Annotated in this window: 4 protein-coding genes; all 4 read right to left on the bottom strand. The window is 74.4% G+C overall.

Annotated features, from left to right (window positions below; all coding sequences use genetic code 11):
- Positions 1-92: 92 nt before the first annotated feature.
- Positions 93-1,427 carry an MFS transporter gene (locus tag ACQEVM_RS19335; RefSeq protein ID WP_433080691.1) on the bottom strand — a complete coding sequence of 445 codons (1,335 nt, stop codon included), beginning with the start codon at positions 1,425-1,427 and terminating at the stop codon, positions 93-95.
- Between the two features lie 87 nt (positions 1,428-1,514).
- Positions 1,515-1,715, bottom strand: coding sequence for an MbtH family protein (locus ACQEVM_RS19330; RefSeq protein ID WP_433080689.1), 201 nt, complete (start codon positions 1,713-1,715; stop codon positions 1,515-1,517).
- Between the two features lie 98 nt (positions 1,716-1,813).
- Positions 1,814-12,295, bottom strand: coding sequence for an amino acid adenylation domain-containing protein (locus ACQEVM_RS19325; RefSeq protein WP_433080687.1), 10,482 nt, complete (start codon positions 12,293-12,295; stop codon positions 1,814-1,816).
- Positions 12,292-20,172 carry an amino acid adenylation domain-containing protein gene (locus tag ACQEVM_RS19320; RefSeq protein ID WP_433080685.1) on the bottom strand — a complete coding sequence of 2,627 codons (7,881 nt, stop codon included), beginning with the start codon at positions 20,170-20,172 and terminating at the stop codon, positions 12,292-12,294. The genes ACQEVM_RS19325 and ACQEVM_RS19320 overlap by 4 nt, the downstream gene beginning before the upstream one ends.
- Positions 20,173-20,590 lie beyond the last annotated feature (418 nt).

The following is a 20,590-nucleotide window of genomic DNA, read 5'->3' as shown; positions in this document are numbered from 1 at the left end:
CCAACCCTGCCGTGCTCCGGCCGCCCGATGATCGATCCGGGCGTTCATCAAACTGCCTGGCGTTAAGGTGAGGGGCGGCACATCGGGAGGAATCACACTGATTCGGGCGCCAGGGCAGGGGTCGGGGCGGCGGGTGAACCGATCCGGGGATCGTCGGTCGCCTCCCGCGGTTCCGCCGACGCCCGCCCGTCCAAGTCCCGCCACACCGGGAAGACCAACGGCGCCAACGTGACGCCGAGATAGACCGCGCCCGTGCCCAGCAGCGCCGCCACCAGACCCCAGGCGTCGAGAACCAGCCCCGCACCGAGCATCCCCACCGGGGTCGCCGCCAAGGCGCACGCCACCAGCAGGCCGAACACCCGGCCCCGCACCTCCTCGGGCACCCGCTGGAAGGCCACCGACATCATCAGCGGCCCCACGACACCCGACCCGACACCCGAGACGGCCAACACCGCCAACAACACCGGCACTCGTGGCTCGGCAGCGAGTGCGGCACACCGCACCGCTCCCACCAGGACGAACGCGCCCACGAAAACGGCGCGACGCGGCATCCGGTGCCCGGCCCAGCCGTACAGGGCGGCGCCCAGCAGCGCGCCCGCGCCCATCGCGGTCACCATCGCGCCGAACAGCGCGCTGCTGTGCAGCACCTCGGTCCCGTAGGCCGGATACAGCACGCCGTTCAGTGCTCCGTCCAACGCGTTGGTCAGCAACAACACGCCGGTCATGGCGCCCAGGAGTCGGTCGCCGCGCAACTGCCTGAGCCCGGTGCGCAGTTCCTCACCGTACGAGCCACTCGTCTTTGCGTTCACCGGCCGGACGCCCGGACCCGCCGGCACCAGAACGGCCACCAGGAGCGCGCACAGCAGCATGGCCGTCATGTCGGCGCACAGGGTGCGCACCGGGCCGACCGTCGCGATGAGGAGACCCGCCAGCGGCGCCCCCGCCATCAGTCCGATGCGCCGGGCTCCCTCGACGGAGCCCGTGGCCCGTTCCGTCGTGACGCGGGCCTGCCGCATGGCGTCCGTCAGCAGCAGCTGCTTCGAGGTGTCGGCCGGCCCGCGGGCGGCTCCCACCAGGAAGACCAGGACGATCAACACCGGTAGCGGCAGGGCGTTCCAGGCGTGCAGCAGGGGAATCAGACTGATCGCGACCGCCGTCAGCAGGTCGCCGCCCACACTGGCGGCGCGTACGGGCAGCCGGTCGACGATCGGGCCCGCCAGTACGGCGGAACAGAGCAGCCCCAGCACCTCGGCGGCGGCCACGAGCCCCGTCCGGGTCCCGCTGCCGGTGCTCTGCAGGACGAACCAGGGCACGGCGACCAGGGTCATGGCCATGCCGAGGGAGGAGATCGCGGAGACCGCCACCAGGGCGGCCAGCGGGGTGAGGCGACGCGGGGCTGCGGGCGCCCCGCTGCGTGAGGTGGTCATGGTGGTTTCCTTCCGGCACCGTGGACGCCGCCCGGCAGCCCGCGGGTGCGGGCTGCCGGGCGGCGTGGGCGCGCACGGATCGTCGGGTCAGCCGGCCATGCTCACGCGGAGGCTGAGCGGGCGCATGTCGGTCCACACCCGCTCGATGTGCGCGAGGCACTCCTCCTTGTCGCCGCGCACGCCCTGGTCGTGCCAGCCGAGCGGGACCGGCCGGCCGGCCTCCCACAGGGAGTACTGCTCCTCTTCGTTGGCCACGACGAGGAACTGCTGCGGGGACGAGGGGTTCATGGGTTTCTCCTTGATGTGTTCGGAACGGTGGAAGGAACGGGCCGTGTGGACGAGCCCGGTCGTGTGGACGAGCCGGGTCGTGTGGAAGGGGCGGGGCGTCAGGAGGGCAGGGCCGCGGCGAGTGCCCGGGCCAGCGCGGTGCTGTGCGGCGGTTCCACCAGGTCGTGGTGGTTGCCCGGGATCACGGCCCGCACGACGGTGCCCGTCGTGCGCGGGCCCCACGGCGCAGGGTCCACGAGCGGGGTCGCGAGTTCGGGATGCCGTTCGGAGACCGTGAACAGGTGCAGGTCCACGTCCAGCACGGAGTCCGTGCGGTACGCGGCGGACGCCGCCCCGTTCGCCTCGGCGACCCGCAGCAGCCGGCGCAGCGCCAGCGTGGGGGACCGCCGGGGCAGGGTTCCGTCCTCGCGGCCCCGGCGCACGAGGACGTCGAGCAACTCGTCCTCGTCCAGTTCGCGGGCCGCATCGGGGTCGAGGCCCGCCGCGATGCCGTACCGGAGCAGATCGGGGTCGCCGGGTTCGGCGTCCGATCCGGGAGCGGCACCCGGTGCGGCCGAGTCGATCAGGCCGAGGAAGGCGACCTCTTCGCCGGCCGCCTCCAGCCGGGCGGCCATCTCGTAGGCGACGGTTCCGCCGAAGGACCAGCCCGCCAACAGGTACGGGCCGTGCGGCTGCTCCTCGCGGAGCGCGGCCAGGTAGCGTTCCGCCATCTCGGGCACCCGTTCCAGCGGGGTCTCGTCCGTGTTGTACCCCACCGACTCCAGGCCGAGGACGGGCCGGTCGCCGCCGGAAGCGGCGCCGAGGTCCCGCACCAGGTCCCGGTAGCAGACGACGTCGCCGCCGCGCGGATGGACGAGGACCAGCGGCGCCTTGGAACGGTCGCCGTCGGCGAGCGGAACCAGCAGCCTGGCGGCCGCCGCCCCCGCGTCCGGCAGCGCCTCGCACAGCAGCTCCACCGTGCGTCGACGGAACACCATGTTCAGCGGCAGCTCCACCCCGAACTCCCGGCGTACGGCGGCCATCAACGCGAACGCCTTCAACGAGTGTCCGCCGAGCGCGAAGAAGTCGTCGCGGACCCCGATCGGGGCCGTCCCGAGCGTCTGTTCCCACAGTCGCGCCATGCGCAGCTCCGTGGCGTCGCGCGGAGCCACCCGGGGCGCCCCGTCACCCCGCGCGGCCTCCGCCGAGGGCGCGGGGAGCGCCTTGCGGTCGAGCTTGCCGTTGGGGGTGAGCGGCAGCCGGTCCAGCGCCGTGAGGACCGCCGGAACCATGTACTCGGGCAGGTCCCGGCGCAGGAAGTCGCCGAGCGCCCGCAGGTCTCCCTCCTCGTGCCGCCACGTCACGTAGCCCGCCAGGACGGCGTCCACGCCCGTGCCGTGCACGGCCACGGCCGCCGCGAGGACCTGTGGGTGACGGGCCAACGCGGCCTCGATCTCCCCGAGTTCCATGCGGTGGCCGCGCACCTTGACCTGACCGTCCGCGCGCCCCCGGTACTCCAGGGTCCCGTCCGCGAGCCGCCGCACGAGGTCTCCGGTGCGGTACAGCCGTCCGCCCGCCGTGTAGGGGTCGGGCACGAACCGGTCGGCGGTCAGGCCCGGCCGGCCGTGGTAGCCGCGGGCCAGTCCGTCACCCCCGATGAACAGCTCGCCGAACACGCCGACCGGCACCGGCCGCAGGTGCGTGTCCAGGACGTGCAGGCGGGTGTTGGCGAGCGCCGAGCCGATCGGCACCGGCCCGACGCCGACGGGCCCGGACAGGCGGTACGCGGTCGACCAGACGGTCGTCTCGGTGGGCCCGTACACGTTCCAGACGGTGCCCAGCGCCGTACGCATCCGCTCGGCCAGGGCGGAGGGCAGCGCCTCGCCGCCGCACAGGGCCCGCACGTGGGGCGCCTGCCAGCCGCTCTCCATCAACTGGTGCCAGGTGGCGGGCGTGGCCTGTACGACCGTGACCGCCGCCGAGTCCAGTTCCTTCGCGAGGAGGGTGCCGTCCCGCGCGGTCTCCCGGTCGACGACCCGTACCGCTGCCCCGCACACGAGCGGGACCAGCAGTTCCAGCACGGCGATGTCGAACGAGGCCGTGGTGACGGCGGCGACCGTGTCGCCGGCCGTCAGCCCCAGCCTGCGCACCATGTCCCGGGTGAAGTTGGACAGGGCCCGGTGCGGCACGGTGACCCCCTTGGGGCGTCCCGTCGAACCCGACGTGTACAGGGTGTACGCCACATGCTCCGGAGCCGGCGGCACGGGCCCGAGGCCCGCCTCCCCGCACGCGTCGTCGCGGTACCCGTCCGCGACCAGGGTGTCCAGGTCCACGACCGAGACCCCCTCGGGCGCCTCCGGGGAGCCGCAGCCGCCCGACACCACCAGGACCCGGGCGCCGCTGTCCGCGAGCATGTAGGCGATCCGGTCCGCCGGGTACTCGGGGTCGACGGGCACGTACAGGCCCCCCGAGCGCAGCACGCCCAGCAGCGCCGCGGGCAGGGACACCGAGCGGTCCACACAGACCGCCACCGCCGTGTCCGGGCCCACCCCCAGGTGGGCCAGTCTCCGCGCCAGCCGGCCCGAGAGGTCCCACAACCCGGCGTACGTCAGGCGTCGTGTCCCGTCGTCGACCGCGAGGGCCCGCGGCGTACGGGCCGCCTGTTCGGCGACCAGCGCGTGCAGCGGCCGGTCCGCGGCAGGCTCGCGGACCCCGTTCCCGGCGAGCAGCAGCCGGCGCTCGCGCGCCGCGTCCATCAGCGGCAGCGAGTCCAACGGTGTCCCGGGATCGGCGACCGCCGCGCCGAGCAGCTCCACCAGCGCCGATGTCATCCCTTCGACGGTGTCCCGGTCGAAGAGGTCGGTGGCGAACACGGCCTCGCCGTGCAGGGCGCCCTCCTCCTCGACGAAGTACAGCGACAGGTCGAACTTCGAGGCGCCGCTGCTCACCGTGAGCGGTTCGACGTCGAGTCCGGGAAGCGGCGTGGGCGCGGCGGCCTCCTCGTCCAGGACCAGCATGACCTGGAAGAGCGGGTTGCGGCTCGGATCGCGCTCCGGTTGGACCTCCTCCACCAGGCGCTCGAAGGGCACGTCCTGGTGGGCGTACGCCCCCAGGGCCGTCTCCCGGGCCCTCCCCAGCAGTTCGCCGAAACCGGGGTTCCCGGACAGATCGGTGCGCAGGACGAGGCTGTTGACGAAGAAGCCGATGAGCGGCTCCAGTTCGGCGCGGTCCCGGCCCGCGATGGGGGAGCCCACCGCGATGTCCTCGCCGCCCGACCAGCGGGCGAGGAGCGCTTGGAAGCCCGCCAGCAGCACCATGAACAGCGTGGAGTCGTGCGCGCGTCCAAGATCGCGAAGTCCGCGCAGCAGCGGTTCGGGCAGGACGAAGGAGAGCTGTTCCCCGCGCCCGGACGGGGTGGCCGGTCGCGGCCGGTCGGTGGGCAGGTCCAGGGGCGCGAGGCCGCCGAGCCGGTCCCGCCAGTAGCCGAGCGTCCCGGCGAGCGCGTCACCACCGAGGCGTTCGCGTTGCCAGGCCGCGAACTCGCGGTAGGAGACGGGCAGTTCCGGCAGGGGGCGGGCGTCGGCCCGGGTGCGGACGCGGTAGGCGGCGAAGAACTCGCGCCAGAACACCCCCACCGACCAGCCGTCGAACGCGATGTGGTGGGCCACGATCACCAGCAGGTGCTCATGCGGCGCGATCCGCACGAGTCGGGCCCGCAACGGCCCGACCGCCGCCAGGTCGAAGGGCACGGCGGCGTCCTCCTCCGCCAGCTCCCGTGCCCGGTCCCCGGCCGCGGAACCGAGCGCCGACAGGTCGGTGAACACGGGCGTGAACATCCCGACCGGTCCCGGCACGACACGGGCGGCATCGCCCTGTTCACCGGTCTCCTCGATCCGCGAACGCAGCACCTCGTGCCGGGCGACGACGTCCTCCAGGGCGGCCAGGGCCGCCGCGGCGTCGAGGTCCCCGACCAGCCGCACGGCGCCCGGCATGTTGTAGTCCGGCCGGCCCGGCTGGAGCCGGTCCAGCAGCCACAGCCGCTGCTGGCCGAAGGACAGCGGACCGGGACCCGCCGGCAGCGAGGGGATCTCGTTCCCCGCGGACGCGCCCAGCGAGGCCAGGGCCCGGGCGAGGTCCTCGGCGACCGGATGACGGAACAACAACTGCGTGGGCACGTCCAGCCCCAGCAGCGTCCGCAGCCGGGAGACGACCCGGGTGGCGCGCAGGGAGTGCCCGCCGCGCTCGAAGAAGTGGTCCCGGGCCCCGATCGGGCCCTCGCCGAGGACCTCCTCCCAGACCTCGGCGACCGTGCGTTCCAGCGGGGTGCGCGGTGCGACGTGGGCGCGATGCCCGGCGGTGGCGCCGGGACCCGGGGCGGGCAGCGCCCGACGGTCGGTCTTCCCGTTGGGGGTCAGCGGAAGCGCGTCCAGGACCACCAGCGCGGACGGAACCATCGCGGCCGGCAGGGCCTCCCGCACGAAGTCCAGGACGGCGGCCGGATCGCCCGCCCCGTCCCGCCAGACCACGTACGCGGCGAGCACGCGGTCGGCGCCGTCCCCGTGAGCGGCGGCCACGGCCCGCCCGACGGCGGGGTGGCGCAGCAGCGCGGCCTCGACCTCGCCCAGTTCGATGCGGTGGCCCCGGACCTTGACCTGGTTGTCGCGGCGGCCGTGGAACTCCAGCACCCCGTCGGACCGCAGCCGCGCCAGGTCCCCGGTGCGGTACATGCGCGCACCGGGCGGACCGTACGGGTCCGGCGGGTAGGCCTCGGCGGTGCGCGAGGGATCCCCGAGGTAGCCCCGGGCCACCCCGCGGCCGGCGATGAACAGCTCGCCGATCGCGCCGCGCGGCAGCGGTTCGAGGTGCTCGCCCAGCACGAGCACCCGGGCTCCGGGCAGCGGTCGCCCGATCGGGATGCGGCCGGAGTCGATGTCCGCGTCCGTCACCACGTGGTACGTGGTCGTGTTGGTGCACTCCGTCGGACCGTACTGGTTGACCAGCCGCAGCCGTCCCGGCGTGCCCAGGGCGTACGCGGATCGGGCGAGTCCGGGGGTGAGCGCCTCACCGGTGGTCATCACCAGCCGCAGCCGCGGGGCGGGTCCGGTGACCGACTCCACCAGCGGCCCCAGCATCGAGGGAACGATCGACAGCAGCGCCGTCACCTCCCCGTCCCGCAGCAGCCGTGCCAGCGCGTCGGGGTCCCCGGCCTCGTCCTGCGTGGCGAGCACGATCCGCCCGCCGGTGGTGAGCGGCGCGAACAGGTCGCGCACCGACGGGTCGAAGGTCAACGCCGTCCGGGCGAGCACGACGTCGTCGCGCCCCAGCTCGAAGGTGGAGGTCAGCGCGGCGAGGTAGCCCGTGACGGCGGCGTGCGACACGGCCACGCCCTTGGGGCGGCCGGTGGACCCGGAGGTGTACAGCAGGTAGGCGAGGTGTCCGGGGGCCGTGAGGTCCGCCGGCGCCGTGGCGGGCAGGGCGTCGACCGCGTCCCGCTCGGCGTCCAGGTCCAGGACCGGTACGGAGCCGGTCAGACCGGCCGGCAGACCCTCGGGAAGACCGGCCGTGAGCACCAGCCGCGCCCCGCTGTCCGCCAGGACCGTACGGACCCGTTCCGCCGGATGGCCGGCGTCGACCGGCACGTAGGCGCCGCCGGCCTTCAGCACGGCGAGCACGCACACGACCGTGCGCACGTCCCGGCCCGCCATGACGGCGACCCTCGTCTCCGGTGCCGTCCCCAGCTCCCGCAGCCGGTGGGCCAGCCGGTTCGCGGCCGCGTCGAGTTCCGCGTAGGTGGTGGTGCGATCCCCACAGATCACCGCGGGGGCGTCCGGTCGCAGCCGGGCCTGCTCCTCCACCAGCGCGTGCAGCGTCCGGGCCGCACCCGGGGTCTGGTCGCCGCCCTCCCCGAGGAGCGCGGCGTGCTCCTGCGGCGACAGGACGTCCAGTCGGGACAAGGGCGCGTCGGGGGTCTCGGCCGCACCGGCCAGCAGTCGCAGATAGTGCGCGCCGAACCGCTCGATCGTGGAGCGGTCGAACAGGTCGGTGGCGTACCGCACCGTGCCCGTCAGCCCCCCGGGGTGCTCCGTCATCGCCAGGCTGAGGTCGAACTTGGCCGTCGCGTTCGACGTGTCGAGGCTCTCCACCTCCACACCGTCCAGGGGCAGGGCCCCGAGTTGCTCGGGGTGGAGCTGGAACAGCACGTCGAACAGCGGATTGCGGCCGAGGTCGCGCTCCGGCCGGAGTTCCTCCACGAGCCGGTCGAAGGGGACGTCCTGGTGTTCGTACGCCGTGAGCGCCGTGCTCCGCACCCGCCCGAGCAGCTCCCCGAAGGCGGGGTCACCGGACAGATCGGTGCGCAGCACCAACGTGTTGACGAAGAAGCCGATGAGGGGTTCCAGTTCGGTGCGGTCGCGGCCCGCGATGGGCGAGCCCACCGCGATGTCGCTCTGCCCCGTGTACCGGGCCAACAACGCCTGGAATCCGGCCAGCAGGACCATGAACAGCGTCGCACCGCGCTCGCGGGCCAGCACGCCGAGCCGCTCCGCGAGTCCCGCGGGCACCTCGAACGCGAAGGCGTCGCCCGCCCCGCCGCGGACCTGCGGTCGGGGCCGGTCCGTGGGCAGTTCCAGCGCCGGGAGTCCCGCCAGGTGCTCCCGCCAGTGCGCGATGCCCGCGTCGGCCTCGCCCGCCGTCAGACGGCGCTGCTGCCAGTACGCGAAGTCCCCGTACTGGAGGGGCAGGTCGGGAAGTACGGGCCGTTCGCCGCGGCGCAGCGCCCCGTAGGCACCGGACAGCTCCCGCCACAACACCGGCATCGACCAGCCGTCGCCCACGGTGTGGTGCAGCACCAACACCAGCAGGTGCTCCTCGTCCGCGATCCGCACCACCCGGGCCCGCAGCAGCGGAGCGGCGCCCAGGTCGAACGGCGCGGCGGCGTCCGCGTGCGCCAGTCCCAGGGCCCGCGAGCGGGCCTCCTCGATCGACAGGCCGCCCAGGTCGCTGCGGACGACGTCGAAGACCTCCGGTGCCTCCACGCTCTGCACGGGCCCCGACGGGCCGTCCTTGATCCGCGAGCGCAGCACCTCGTGCCGGGACACCACCACGCCCAGCGCGGCCGCCAGCGCGTCGGCGTCGAGCGGGCCCCGCAACCGGGCGGCGACCGGGATGTTGTAGTCGGGCCGGCCCGGCTGGAGCTGGTCCAGGAACCACAGCCGCTGCTGAGCGAACGACAGCGGCGCGACCTCCCCGGCCGGCCGGGCACCGATCGCCGCGACCTCGGCACCCGGTGCGGAGCCTATCGGGCCGGCCCCGCACAGCGCGTCCAACGCGACGGCGAACCGCTCCAGCGTCGGGTGCTCGAACAGCAGCCGCAGCGGCACCCCGGTTCCCAGACGTGCGCCGAGCCGTGACACGGCTCGGGTGGCCCGCAGCGAGTGGCCGCCGAGCGCGAAGAAGTCGTCGTGCCGGCCGATCCGCCCGGTGCCGAGCACCTCGCCCCAGACGGCCGCCGCGAGTACTTCCGTGGCCGTCGCCGGAGCGGCGAACTCCGCGCGGCGCACGCCCTCCTCGGGCGGCGCGGGCAACGCCCGCCGGTCGAGCTTGCCGTTGGCCGTCACCGGCAGCGCCGGCAGCAAGACGATCGCCGAGGGCAGCATGTACGACGGCAGCCGCACGGCGAGGGCCCGGTGGAGCTCGTCGGGCTCCACGGCGAGACCCTCCGCCGCCACCACGTACGCCACCAGCCGTTGCTCGCCGGGAGTGTCCTCGCGAACCACCACGGCCGCGTGCCCGACCTGGGCAGAGCGCGCCAACTCGGCCTCGATCTCACCCGGTTCGATGCGATGCCCACGAATCTTGACCTGCTGGTCGGCGCGGCCGAGGTAGTCCACCGTGCCGTCGGGGCGCCGCCGGGCCAGGTCGCCCGTACGGTACATCCGCGCGCCCGGCGCGCCGTACGGGTCCGCGGTGAACTGCTGCGCGGTCAGTCCCGGCCGGCCCAGGTAGCCGCGGGCCAGGCCGGTCCCGCCGATGCACAGCTCGCCGACGGCGCCCTCCGGCACCGGGCGCCCGCGCTCGTCCAGCACGTACAGCCGGGTGTCGTCCAAAGGCGTGCCGATCGGGACGCGGCCGTCGACCCGGGCGCCCGCGCGGGCGTCGAGGCGCTGCCGCAGGGCGAAGGTGGTCGCCTCGGTCGGACCGTACACGTTGACCAGCAGGGTGTCCGGTGCCTGTTCCAGCGCGCGTCCGAAGGCGTGCGGGGAGGCCGCCTCACCGCCCGTCCACACCTCCCGCACCCGGGTCAGGAGTTCCACGCACTCCTCGACGACCAGGTTGAACAGGGCCGCCGTCAGGAACAGCGAGGTGACGTCGTGCTCGTGCACCAGCCGGGTCAGCGCGGCCGTGTCCACCCGCCCGGGCGGCGCCATGACCACCTGACCGCCGGACAGGAGCGGCACCCACAGCTCGTACGTCGAGGCGTCGAAGGATAGCGGGGAGTGCGCCAGCACCCTCCGGTGCGCGTCGAAGGCGCGGTCGCGGGCGAGCGCCGCGACATTGGCGTGGGTGACGCCGATGCCCTTCGGCTCACCGGTGGAGCCGGAGGTGTACATCACGTACGCCAACTGGTCGGGCGCGCAGTGCCCGACCGGGTCCGGAACACCACCGTCCGCCGGATCCACCGGGGCGGACGCGTCCAGCACCGGGACCGGCGAGGCCACGACCGCCTCGTGGCCCGCCGTCGCCGGGTCGGTGAGCAGCAGGCGTGCCTCGGTCCGCTCCAGCATCCAGTGCAGCCGGGCGACGGGGAAGCCCTCGCCGAGGGGGACGTAGACGCCCCCCGCCTTGAGCACCGCGAGGATCGCCACCGGGAGGTGGACCGACCGTTCCATCAGCAGCGCCACCGCGGACTCCCGGACCACCCCGGCGGCCGTCAGCCGCGCCGCCAACAGCGCGGACCGGACGTCGAGTTCCGCGAAGCTGAGGCGCTCGTCGCCGCACACCACGGCGTCGGCGTCGGGGGAGCGGCGGACCTGCTCGGCGAACAGGTCCACCAGGGTGGCCGGCGCGAGGTCGGGGCGGGACGGGCCGTGCCCCTCGCCGGTCAGCCGGGCCGCGGTGGCCGCCGAGGGCAGCAGTTCGGCCAGCGGCCGGTCGGGCTCCGCGGCGGCGGACGCCAGCAGCTCCAGGTAGTGGGCCAGGATCCGTTCGGCCGTCGCCCGGTCGAACAGGTCGGTGTCGTAGACGAGACTGCCGGAGCAGTCCTCGGCGCCCTCGGAGACGAAGACGCTCAGGTCGAAGAGCGAACCGCCGAAGTCGCTCCGGACGACCTCCACGTCCAGGCCCGGCAGCCGCAGCCCGGCCGTCTCGTCGGGGGCCGACGCGAACATCACCTGCACCAGGGGGTTGCGGTCCCCGACCCGCTCGGGACGCAGGTGCTCGACCAGCCGGTCGAAGGGGACCTCCTGGTGGTCGTACGCGTCCACGGTGGTCCGACGGACCCGGCCGAGGAGTTCACGGAAGCTCACCTCGCCCGAAAGGTCGCAGCGCAGCACGAGGGTGTTGACGAAGAAGCCGATCAGGGGCTCCAGCTCCACCCGATCCCGCCCGGCCACCGGGGTCCCGACCGCCACGTCGGTACTGCCGCCGTAGCGGGCCAGCACGGCCTGGAAGCCGGCCAGGAGCGTCATGAAGAGGGTGGCGCCGCGCCCCTCGGCGATCCGGCGCAGCCGGGCGGTGAGGCCCGGGTCGAGGGTGAACTCCAGGCTCGCGCCGTCGCCGCTCCGGCGGGTGGGCCGCGGCCGGTCGGCGGGCAGGGCGAGCGGCTCCAACCCGCCAAGGCAGCTTTCCCACCAGCGCAGTCGCCCGTCCATGGCGCCGGAGGCGAACCGGTCCCGCTGGGTGCGGGCGTACGCCTGGTAGTCGAACGGGAGGGCCGCCGACGGGAGGGGGCGGCCCTGCGCCAGAGCCGCGTACCCCTCGGACAGCTCCCGCCACAACAGGCCCATCGACCAGCCGTCGGTGGCGATGTGGTGGACCACCAGCACCAGCAGGTGGTCCTCGGCGTCGAGCCGGATCAGCAGGGACCGCAGCAGCGGGCCGGTCGTCAGGTCGAAGGGTCGGCGGACCTCCTCACGGGCCAGGGCGTGGGCCCGCTCCTCCCTTTCCCCCGGCGGGGTGACACCGAGGTCGAGCAACGGCAGCGGCACCGACCTCGGCGCCGGCAGGACGACCGGGTGGGGGGCACCGTCACGCTCCTCGAAGACGGTCCGCAGCGGGGCGTGCCGCTCCACGACGGCGGTCAGGCTCCTCCGCAGCGACTCCGGCCGAAGGGGGCCGCGCAGTCGCACGATCTCCGGGATCGCGTAACCGGGGGTTCCCTCCGCCATGCGGTCGACCAGCCACATCCGCTCCTGGGCGAACGAGGCGACGGGCTCCGCGTCCGACGCGGCGTCACTCCCGTTACCGGGAACCGGTTCGGCGGGCGTCACGGCCGTCCCGGCCGCGGAGTCGGCCAGCGCGGCGCGCACTCTGCGGCGCAGCAGCTCACGGGCATCGGCCAGGCGGCTGTCGACGCCGGCGGGCAGGCTCTCCTGCGTGGTCACGAGGTCTCTCCCTGAAGTGCGAGTGAAGGAACGGCGTCGGTGGACACGGGCGACGAGGCGAACCCGGCCGCTTCGGCGAACCCGCCCGAACCGGACTCCAGTTCGGCGAGCAGCACCGCTTCGACGGCGCCGGCGAGCGCGGCGACGGTCCGCTGCTCGAAAAGGGTGTGCAGGGGCAGGTCCAGGCCGAGGGACTGCCGGAGCCGGGCCGCCACCCGGGTGGCGCTCAGCGAATGGCCGCCCAGGGCGAAGAAGTCGTCGTGCCGGCCGATCCTCGGCACGTCCAACACCGACGCCCACACCAGGGCCACCAGCTCCTCGGTCTCCCCCTCGGGCGGCTCGTGGCCGCCGGCCGGGGCGGCCGCGGGAGCGGGCAGCGCCCGCCGGTCGAGCTTGCCGTTCGCCGTGACGGGCAGCTGGTCGACGAGCATCGGGAACGGCACCATGTACTCCGGGAGCGAGCGGCCCAGTTCGGCGCGCAGGGCCTCCGGATCGGGGGTGGCCCCCGCCTCCGGGACGACGTAGCCGACGATCCTTCGCTCGCCCGGGACGTCCTCGCGGACCACGACCGCCGCCCGGCCCACCCCGGGAAGCCGACCCAGCGCCGTCTCGATCTCACCCAACTCGATCCGGAACCCGTGGATCTTGACCTGGTCGTCGGTGCGACCGAGGTACTCCACCGAGCCGTCGCCGCGGAAGCGGGCCAGGTCCCCGGTCCGGTACATGCGCGCACCGTCCACCCCGAACGGGTCGAGCGGGAAGCGCTCGGCCGTCAGTTCCGGCCGGCGCAGGTACCCGCGGGCCAGACCGGCGCCCGCGAGGAACAACTCGCCCGCCACACCCACCGGTACGGGCCGCCCCCGCGGGTCGAGCACGTACAGCGAGGTGTTCCAGATCGGGCGGCCGATCGGCACGGGCCCCTCGTCCTCGTGCCGGCAGTCCCAGTGGGTGACGTCGACGGCCGCCTCCGTGGGCCCGTACAGATTGTGCAAGGGCACGTCGAGCACATCGAGGAACCGGTTCTTCAGCTCCTCCGGCAACGCCTCGCCACTGCACACCACCCGGCGCAGCGACCGACAGCGGCCGGCGTCCGGATCCTCCACGAACGCCGCCAGCATGGACGGGACGAAGTGCACCGTGGTGATCGCCTCCCGCTCGATGACCCGGGCGAGGTAGGCGGGGTCCTTGTGCCCACCCGGCTCGGCGACCACCAGCACGGCACCCGCCAGCAGCGGCCAGAAGAACTCCCAGACCGAGACGTCGAACCCGAACGGCGTCTTCTGCAACACCCGGTCGTCGGGCCCCAACCCGTACCGGTCCTGCATCCACAGCAACCGGTTCACGATGGCCGCGTGCTCCACGACGACCGCCTTGGGCCGCCCCGTCGAACCGGACGTGTAGATCACGTACGCGGGGTGCGAGGGCAGCGGTACGTCCGGCCGGGCGACCGCGTCACCCGACGCCCCGTCCCCGTCCGGCGCCGCCGCCGGATCCAGCCGGGGCACCCCCGCCGAGGCCGGCAGCGCGTCCGCGACGTCGTCACCGGCGAGCAGCAGCACGGGATCGGCATCGGAGAGCATGTACGCGATCCGCTCGGCCGGCAGCGAGGGGTCCACGGGAAGGTAGGCGGCGCCCGACTTCAGCACGGCCAGCAACGCGACGACCATCTCGGTGGAGCGGTGCAGGGCGACCGCCACGATCCGTTCCGGACCCGCACCGCGCAGCCGCAGCGCCCGCGCCAACCGCGCGGCCCGCCGATCCAGTTCCGCGTAGGACAGGGTCTCGTCACGGAAGACGGTCGCCGGGGCATCCGGGGTCCGTGCGGCCTGAGCCTCGAACAGCTCCACGAGGGTCGTTCCGGGGACCGGCACCGCCGTGTCGTTCCACTCCCGCATCAGGCGGTACTGCTCTGCCGAGAGCAGGTCCAGTTCGCCCACGGCGGTGTCCGGGGCGTCGGCGACGGCCGTCAGCAGCAGCTCCAACGCCTCGCCCAGGCTGAGCGCCGTCCGTGCGTCGAGCGCGTCGGCGCGGTGGTCGAGGTGCAGCCGCAGCCGCTCCCCGGGCAGCACGATCAGGTTGACGGTGTAGTGGGTGGCGTCCGCCCCTTCCACACCGGTCAGCCGCGGCCCGCCGGCCACGTCCCGCATCGACTCCAGGTCGAGCGGATAGTTCTCCACGACCACGGTCGTGTCGAACAGGGTGCCCAGACCGGTCGCCCGCTGGATGCCGGCCAGTCCGACGTGCTGGTGGTCCATCAGGTCCGCCTGCTCGTCCTGGAACCGGGCGAGAGCGGCCGACAACGGCTCGCCCTCACGGATCCGGAAGCGCACCGGCAGGGTGTTGATCAGCAACCCCACCATGTCCTCGATGCCCGCGACGTCCGACGTCCGCCCGGAGACGGTCCCGCCGAACACCACGTCCTCGCGGCCGGTCACCCGACCCAGCAGGATCGCCCAGACTCCCTGGACGACACTGTTGAGGGTGACGCCGGCCGTACGGGCCCGTGCGGTCAGCCGCGCCGTCAGCTCCGCCGACAGCTCGACCGAGATCCGCTCGGGCAGCGCGTCGATCCGGTTCGGGTCGGCGCCGCCGAGCAGGGTCGGCTCCTCCAGGCCGGCGAGCGCACCGCTCCAGGCCGCCTCGGCGGCGGCCTGGTCCTGCCGGGCCAGCCAGTCGAGGTGGGACCGGTACGGGACGCCCTCCACGACCGGGCCGGGCCGCCCGGGGCCGCTCGCCTCGGCGTAGCCGGCGAGCAGTTCGCGCAACAGCACCGCCGAGGACCAGCCGTCCCACAGGATGTGGTGATTGGTCATGACCAGTCGGTGCAGACCCCCGTCGAACCGGACCAGCGTGAAGCGCATCAGCGGCGGCCGTTCCAGGTCGAAGCGGCGCGCCCGGTCGGCCGCCAGCAGCCGCTCCCACTCCCGCTGCCTGCCCTCGGCTCCGAGACCGCTGAGGTCGACCAGCTCCCACGGCGCGTCGACGGTCTCGACCACGACCTGAACCGGCCGGTCCAGACCCCGGTCGGTGAAGGCGGACCGCAGGGCGCCGTGACGTGCCGGCAGCCTCTCGCACGCCGCCCGCAAGGTGTCCGCGTCCAGGTGTCCGTCCAGCGTCAGGACGATCTGCCCGGTGTAGGCGTCCATCGCGCCGGTGTCGAAGGCGGAATGGAAGAACAGCCCCTCCTGGAGCGGAGACAGCGGAAGCACGTCGGCGAGCCCGGGGTACAGCTCGGCCAACCCGTCCACCCGGGACTGCGTCAACCGGACCAACGGCAGGTCGCGGGGCGTGAGCCGACGCGGCCGCGCGGCGCCGTCCCAGCCGGCCAGCAGCCGCAGCGCGTCACCCCACGCCTCGACCAGCGCCTCCGCCTCGGCGGCGCCCACCAGAGCCCGCGGCCAGGTGACGACGGCGCTGAGGGAAGGGCCGTCCGCACCGTCCACGGCCAGGGCGTCGATCTGCAGGGCGTGCTCGACGGGCATCCCCGGATCCACCTCGGCCCGCAGGCCGCCGGCCTCGGGAGCCGGGCCCCAGGGTGCCCCGTCCGGACCGGCGAACCGACCCAGGTAGTTGAACAGGATCCGGGGGCGGGCCAGTTCGGACAGCTCGGCTGACGTGTCCGGGTTGAGCCGGCTCAGCAGACCGAAACCGGTGCCGTGGTCCGGGACCGAGGCCATGCTCGTGTGGATCCGCCCGACCAGCTCCGCGAGGGCGTCACCGCCCAGGGCCGCCGCATCCAGGTCGAGGCCCTCCCAGTCGAAGCGGACCGGGTACTGGGTGGTGAACCAGCCCACGGTGCGCGCCAGATCGTGACGGCCGGTGCGATCGGCGCGCCCGTGCCCTTCCAGGTCCACCAGCAGGGGGCCGGCGAGGGCGCCGGGGGAGTGGATCCGGTGCGCCGCGAGGGCCAGACCCGCGAGGAGCACCTCGGTCGGTCCGGTGCGCAGCGCTGCCGGCACCCGGGCCAGCAACGGGCCGGCGACCTCGGCGGGCAGGTCGAGCGTCAGCGTGCGCGTGCCGCCGGCGGTGTCCCGGACCGGATCGGGCACCCGGTTCCACGGGGCGTGCGGGCCCGCGCCACCGTCGTCGACGGGGCGCAGGGTCTCGCGCCAGAAGGGGAGTTCGTCGATCACCTCGGGTGCGCGCGCCTGGAGTTCGAGGTGCCGCGCCCACGCGCGGAACGACACGCCGGCGTCGCCGTCCGGCGCCGCAGCACCCGCTGCCACGGCCTTCCAGGCCGCCGCCAGGTCGGCCATCAGGATCCGCCACGACACCCCGTCCACGGACAGGTGGTGCACGCACAGCAGCAACCGGCCCGGTGCCTCGCCGTGATCGAAGCGCACCGCCCGCAGCATCACCCCGGCGGCCGGGTCCAGCAGGCCCGCGGCCTCCCGCGCCGCGCGCTCCACGGCCGCCGCGCGCTCCGTCCCGTCCAGCCCGGACACGTCCACGCGCCGGTACAGGCCGGCCACGTCCACCGCACCCGGCTCGCCGACCGTGCACAGCGGGCCCTCGGCGCCGGAGTCCACGCGCAGGCGGAGCGCGGCGTGCCGGTCGACGACCGACCGCAGGACCCGGACCAACGCGTCGTCGTCCGCGCCCCGGGGCAGGGTGAGAACCATGGACTGGCTGAACCGTCCGACGGGCCCGGGCCCGTCCAGGAGCCAGCGCATCACCGGGGTCGCCGGGAACGGCCCGAACTCCTCGACGGCGGGCGCCGAGTCCTCGGGCGCGGCGGCCCCGGGTTCGCCGACGGCCGCGGCGAGGGCCGCCGCCGTCTTGTGCGCGAAGACGTCGCGCAGCGTGAAGGAGAAGCCCCGGGCACGGGCCCTGCCGGCGAGCGTGAGGGCGGTGATGCTGTCGCCGCCCAGCTCGAAGAAGTTGTCGTCCGGCGTCGCCGCGAGACCGAGCGCCTCGGAGAACAGCGCGGCGAGGGTCACCTCCAGGGCGGTGTACGGGCGCTCGACGCGCGCCGCCGGGGCCGCGGGCGCCGGCACGGACAGCCGCGCGCGGTCCACCTTGCCGCCCGCGGTGAGCGGGAGCCGGTCCAGGGTGACGAACGCGTGGGGAACCATGTACCGGGGCAGCACGAGCGACAACTCATCCGCCAGTGCGCCGGAATCGGGCTCGACCTCGCCGGCGGGCGGAGCGACGAAGGCCACGAGCCGCCGGGGCCCGCCCGGGGAGGCGTGCACCACGACCGCGGCCTGTCCCACCGACGGCTGCCGGCCGAGGACCGCCTCGATCTCGCCCAGCTCGATCCGGTGACCGTTGATCTTGACCTGTCGGTCGACGCGCCCGACGAACTCCAACTCGCCCCGCGCTGACCAGCGCACGAGGTCACCCGTCCGGTACATCCGCGCTCCGGGAATCCCGGAGAAGGGGTCCGGCACGAACCGGTCGGCCGTCATGGCCGCCCGTCCGGCATACCCCCGCGCCAGGCCGTCACCGGCCACGCACAGCTCGCCGGTCGCCCCCGGCGGCAGCAGCCGCAGCGCCGGATCCACCACGTAGGCGCGGTGGTTGGCCATCGGCCGTCCGATCGGCGGGATCCGCCCGTGCGACGGGGGAGTGACCCGGTGCATGGTCACGGACACGGCGGCCTCGGTCGGCCCGTACGCGTTCCACACCTCGCGGTGCTCCGCCGTCCAGCGGTCGACGGCGTCGCCGGAGGGCGCCTCGCCGCCCGTGGAGAGGAACCGCAGCTCCGGCAGGGCGGCCGGATCGAGCAGAGGCAGCAACGCCGGGGGCAGATCGGCGATCGTCACCGCGTGGGCGGCGAGCAGGGCCTGGAGCCGGTCGACGTCGACCCGCTCCGCGTCGGTGGCCAGGACCAGCGTGGACCCGCTCGACAGCGCGCCGAAGAGGTCCAGCACCGACACGTCGAAGGAGAGCGACGCGAACCCGAGGAACCGCTCGCCGGGGGCGGTCGCCGTCCGCGTCGCCCCGTCGACACCGCACAGGGCGAGGTGGGCGCGCACGAAGTCCACGGCCGCCGCGTGCGGGACGACCACGCCCTTCGGCTCGCCCGTACTGCCCGAGGTGTAGAGCAGGTACGCGGCCGACGACGCCGGCACCCGGACACCTCCCGCACCTGCCACGCCGTCGGTCACCTCGCCCTCGCCCGCATGGACCACGGACGCCAGGTCCTCGGGCAGACACTCCCGCGTACCCGGCTGGGCGACGACCGTGCGCAGTCCCGCGTCGCGCACCACGTAGGCGATCCGCTCGCGCGGCAGACCGGGGTCCAGCGGCACGTGACAGCCGCCCGCCTTCAGGACGCCGAGAACGGCCGCGACCATCGCGGGCGAACGCTCCACGCACACGCCCACCGGGGTCCCGGGTTCCACGTCAGGCCGCAGGCGGTCCGCGATGTCCCGCGCCCAGGCGTCCAGTTGACCGTACGAGACCTCCCGACCGTCGCACACCACGGCGACCGCGTCCGGGGTGCGCGCCGCCGCCTCCTCGAACAGGTCGTGCAGGAGCCCGTCGCGGGGCGCGGGGTCCGCGCCTCCGTCACCGAGGGCCGCGAGGAGCTCCTCGTCCTCGACGGTCAGGAACGGCAGCGAGTCGACGCGGGTGGCGCCGTCGGCGCCGGCGAGCGCGACGAGGAAGCGGGTGAAACGCATCCGCAGCGCCTCGAACTCCGCCGGGCCCCCGTCCGCCGCGTCACCCTCCACCTGCACGGTCAGCGGGCTGTCCCCGCCCCGGTCGTAGACGTTGAGGCAGACGTGCTCCACCGGGCCGACCGCGAGGTTGTGTGCGGACGCGGGCGCCCCGGCGAAGGACAGCTCGTAGTCGAAGGACATGAGGTTGACCGCCGCGTCCCACCACCGGGGCCCGGAGCCGCCGGCCGCGCCGTCGGCGCCCGTCGCGCCGCGCACCTCCTCGATCCGGTACCGCTGGTGCCGCAGGGCCTCCTTGATGCCCGCGGAGGTGTCGCGCACCAGCTCGCCGACCGTGGTCGCCCCGGTCACGGCCAGCCGCAGCGGCAGGACCTTGGAGAACATGCCGGGCGTCCGCCGGGCGTCCGGGGTGGTACGGCCGGTGACCGGCAGCCCCAGGACCACGTCCTCCGTCCCACCCGCACGGTGCAGGTAGGCGGCGGAGGCGGCCATCACCAGCGCCGACCAGCGCGTCCCCAGCCGGCGCGCGGCATCGCGCAGCACCCGGGCGTCGGAGGCGTCGAGATCACCGCTCACCCGCACCGTCGTTCCCGACACGGGCCCGGGGGTGCTTCCCGTGAAGGAGACGGGCTCGGGTGCGCCCTCCAGTCTCGCCCGCCAGAACTCCCGGTCCGCGACCCTCCGCGCGGAACGGGCGTACTCCTCCTCGTCGGCCACGATCCGCGCCCACGGCGCGGCATCCGAGGCCGGTACGGGCTCGCCCGCCACCAGCGCCGAGTAGACCTCCGCGGTCCGCCGCGCGAGCATCGAGCCGGTGATCCCGTCGGCGACGACGTGGTGGTAGGCCTGCATCCAGCGGTACGAGCGCGGTCCGGTCCGCACCAGGAGGTAACGACCCACGTCACCCGTCGTCAGGTCCGTCGGCCGGGCCAGCTCGGCGCGCATCAGCCGCTCCGACTCGGCGTCGACGTCCGGGTGCCCGCTGAGGTCGACCGTCTCCATGCGCAGGGGCGGTCCGGCCGGTATCTGGCGCACCACCCCGTCCGCCTCGGCGAAGCGGACGCAGAGCGACTCGGTGCCGGCCACCGTCAGGCGCACCGCCTCGGCGAACAGCTCGGGGTCCACCGCCCCGCGGATCTCCAGGTACTCGCCGATGGTGTAGTCGAGGCGTGTGGGGTCCAGCTGCTGCGCGAACCAGACGCCGTTCTGCGGCGGGGTCAGGGGCAGCGGCCCGCGGTCGTGAGTGGCCATGCGGTGGTCAGTCTCCTCAGTCGGATCAGTCGATCAACGACGACGTGACGCCACTGTCCGTGACCGCGAGGCGGCCTCGAAAGTCCCACGAATACGCCTCTTGACGGGCCTCGCCGCACGCCCGGAAAACCCGGTACCGCGTTCACGTGACATGCCGCCCGGAACCCGCCCGGCCGGTCGCGCCTCCCACTGCGGCGCACCACCCCCGACCCCGGGGCGCGGCCCCGGCGAAGGCCGGCGCGGGGCGACCGCGGAGTCCCTGTTAGGCTCTGTGTCAGCGAAGGGGAGTAGTCCTGAAAACCGCTGGTCGACATACTGGACGTCTACGGACGCCCCGGCCATCGGACCGCCGCACATCGTGCGGGGTGGACGAGACCTTCGGCCAAGGCATGACGCGGCCCGCACCCTGTGCGCGGGT

Source organism: Streptomyces sp. CA-243310, from assembly GCF_050936775.1.
Taxonomy (GTDB): Bacteria; Actinomycetota; Actinomycetes; order Streptomycetales; family Streptomycetaceae; genus Streptomyces.
This window is presented reverse-complemented; position numbering and strand designations above follow the sequence as displayed.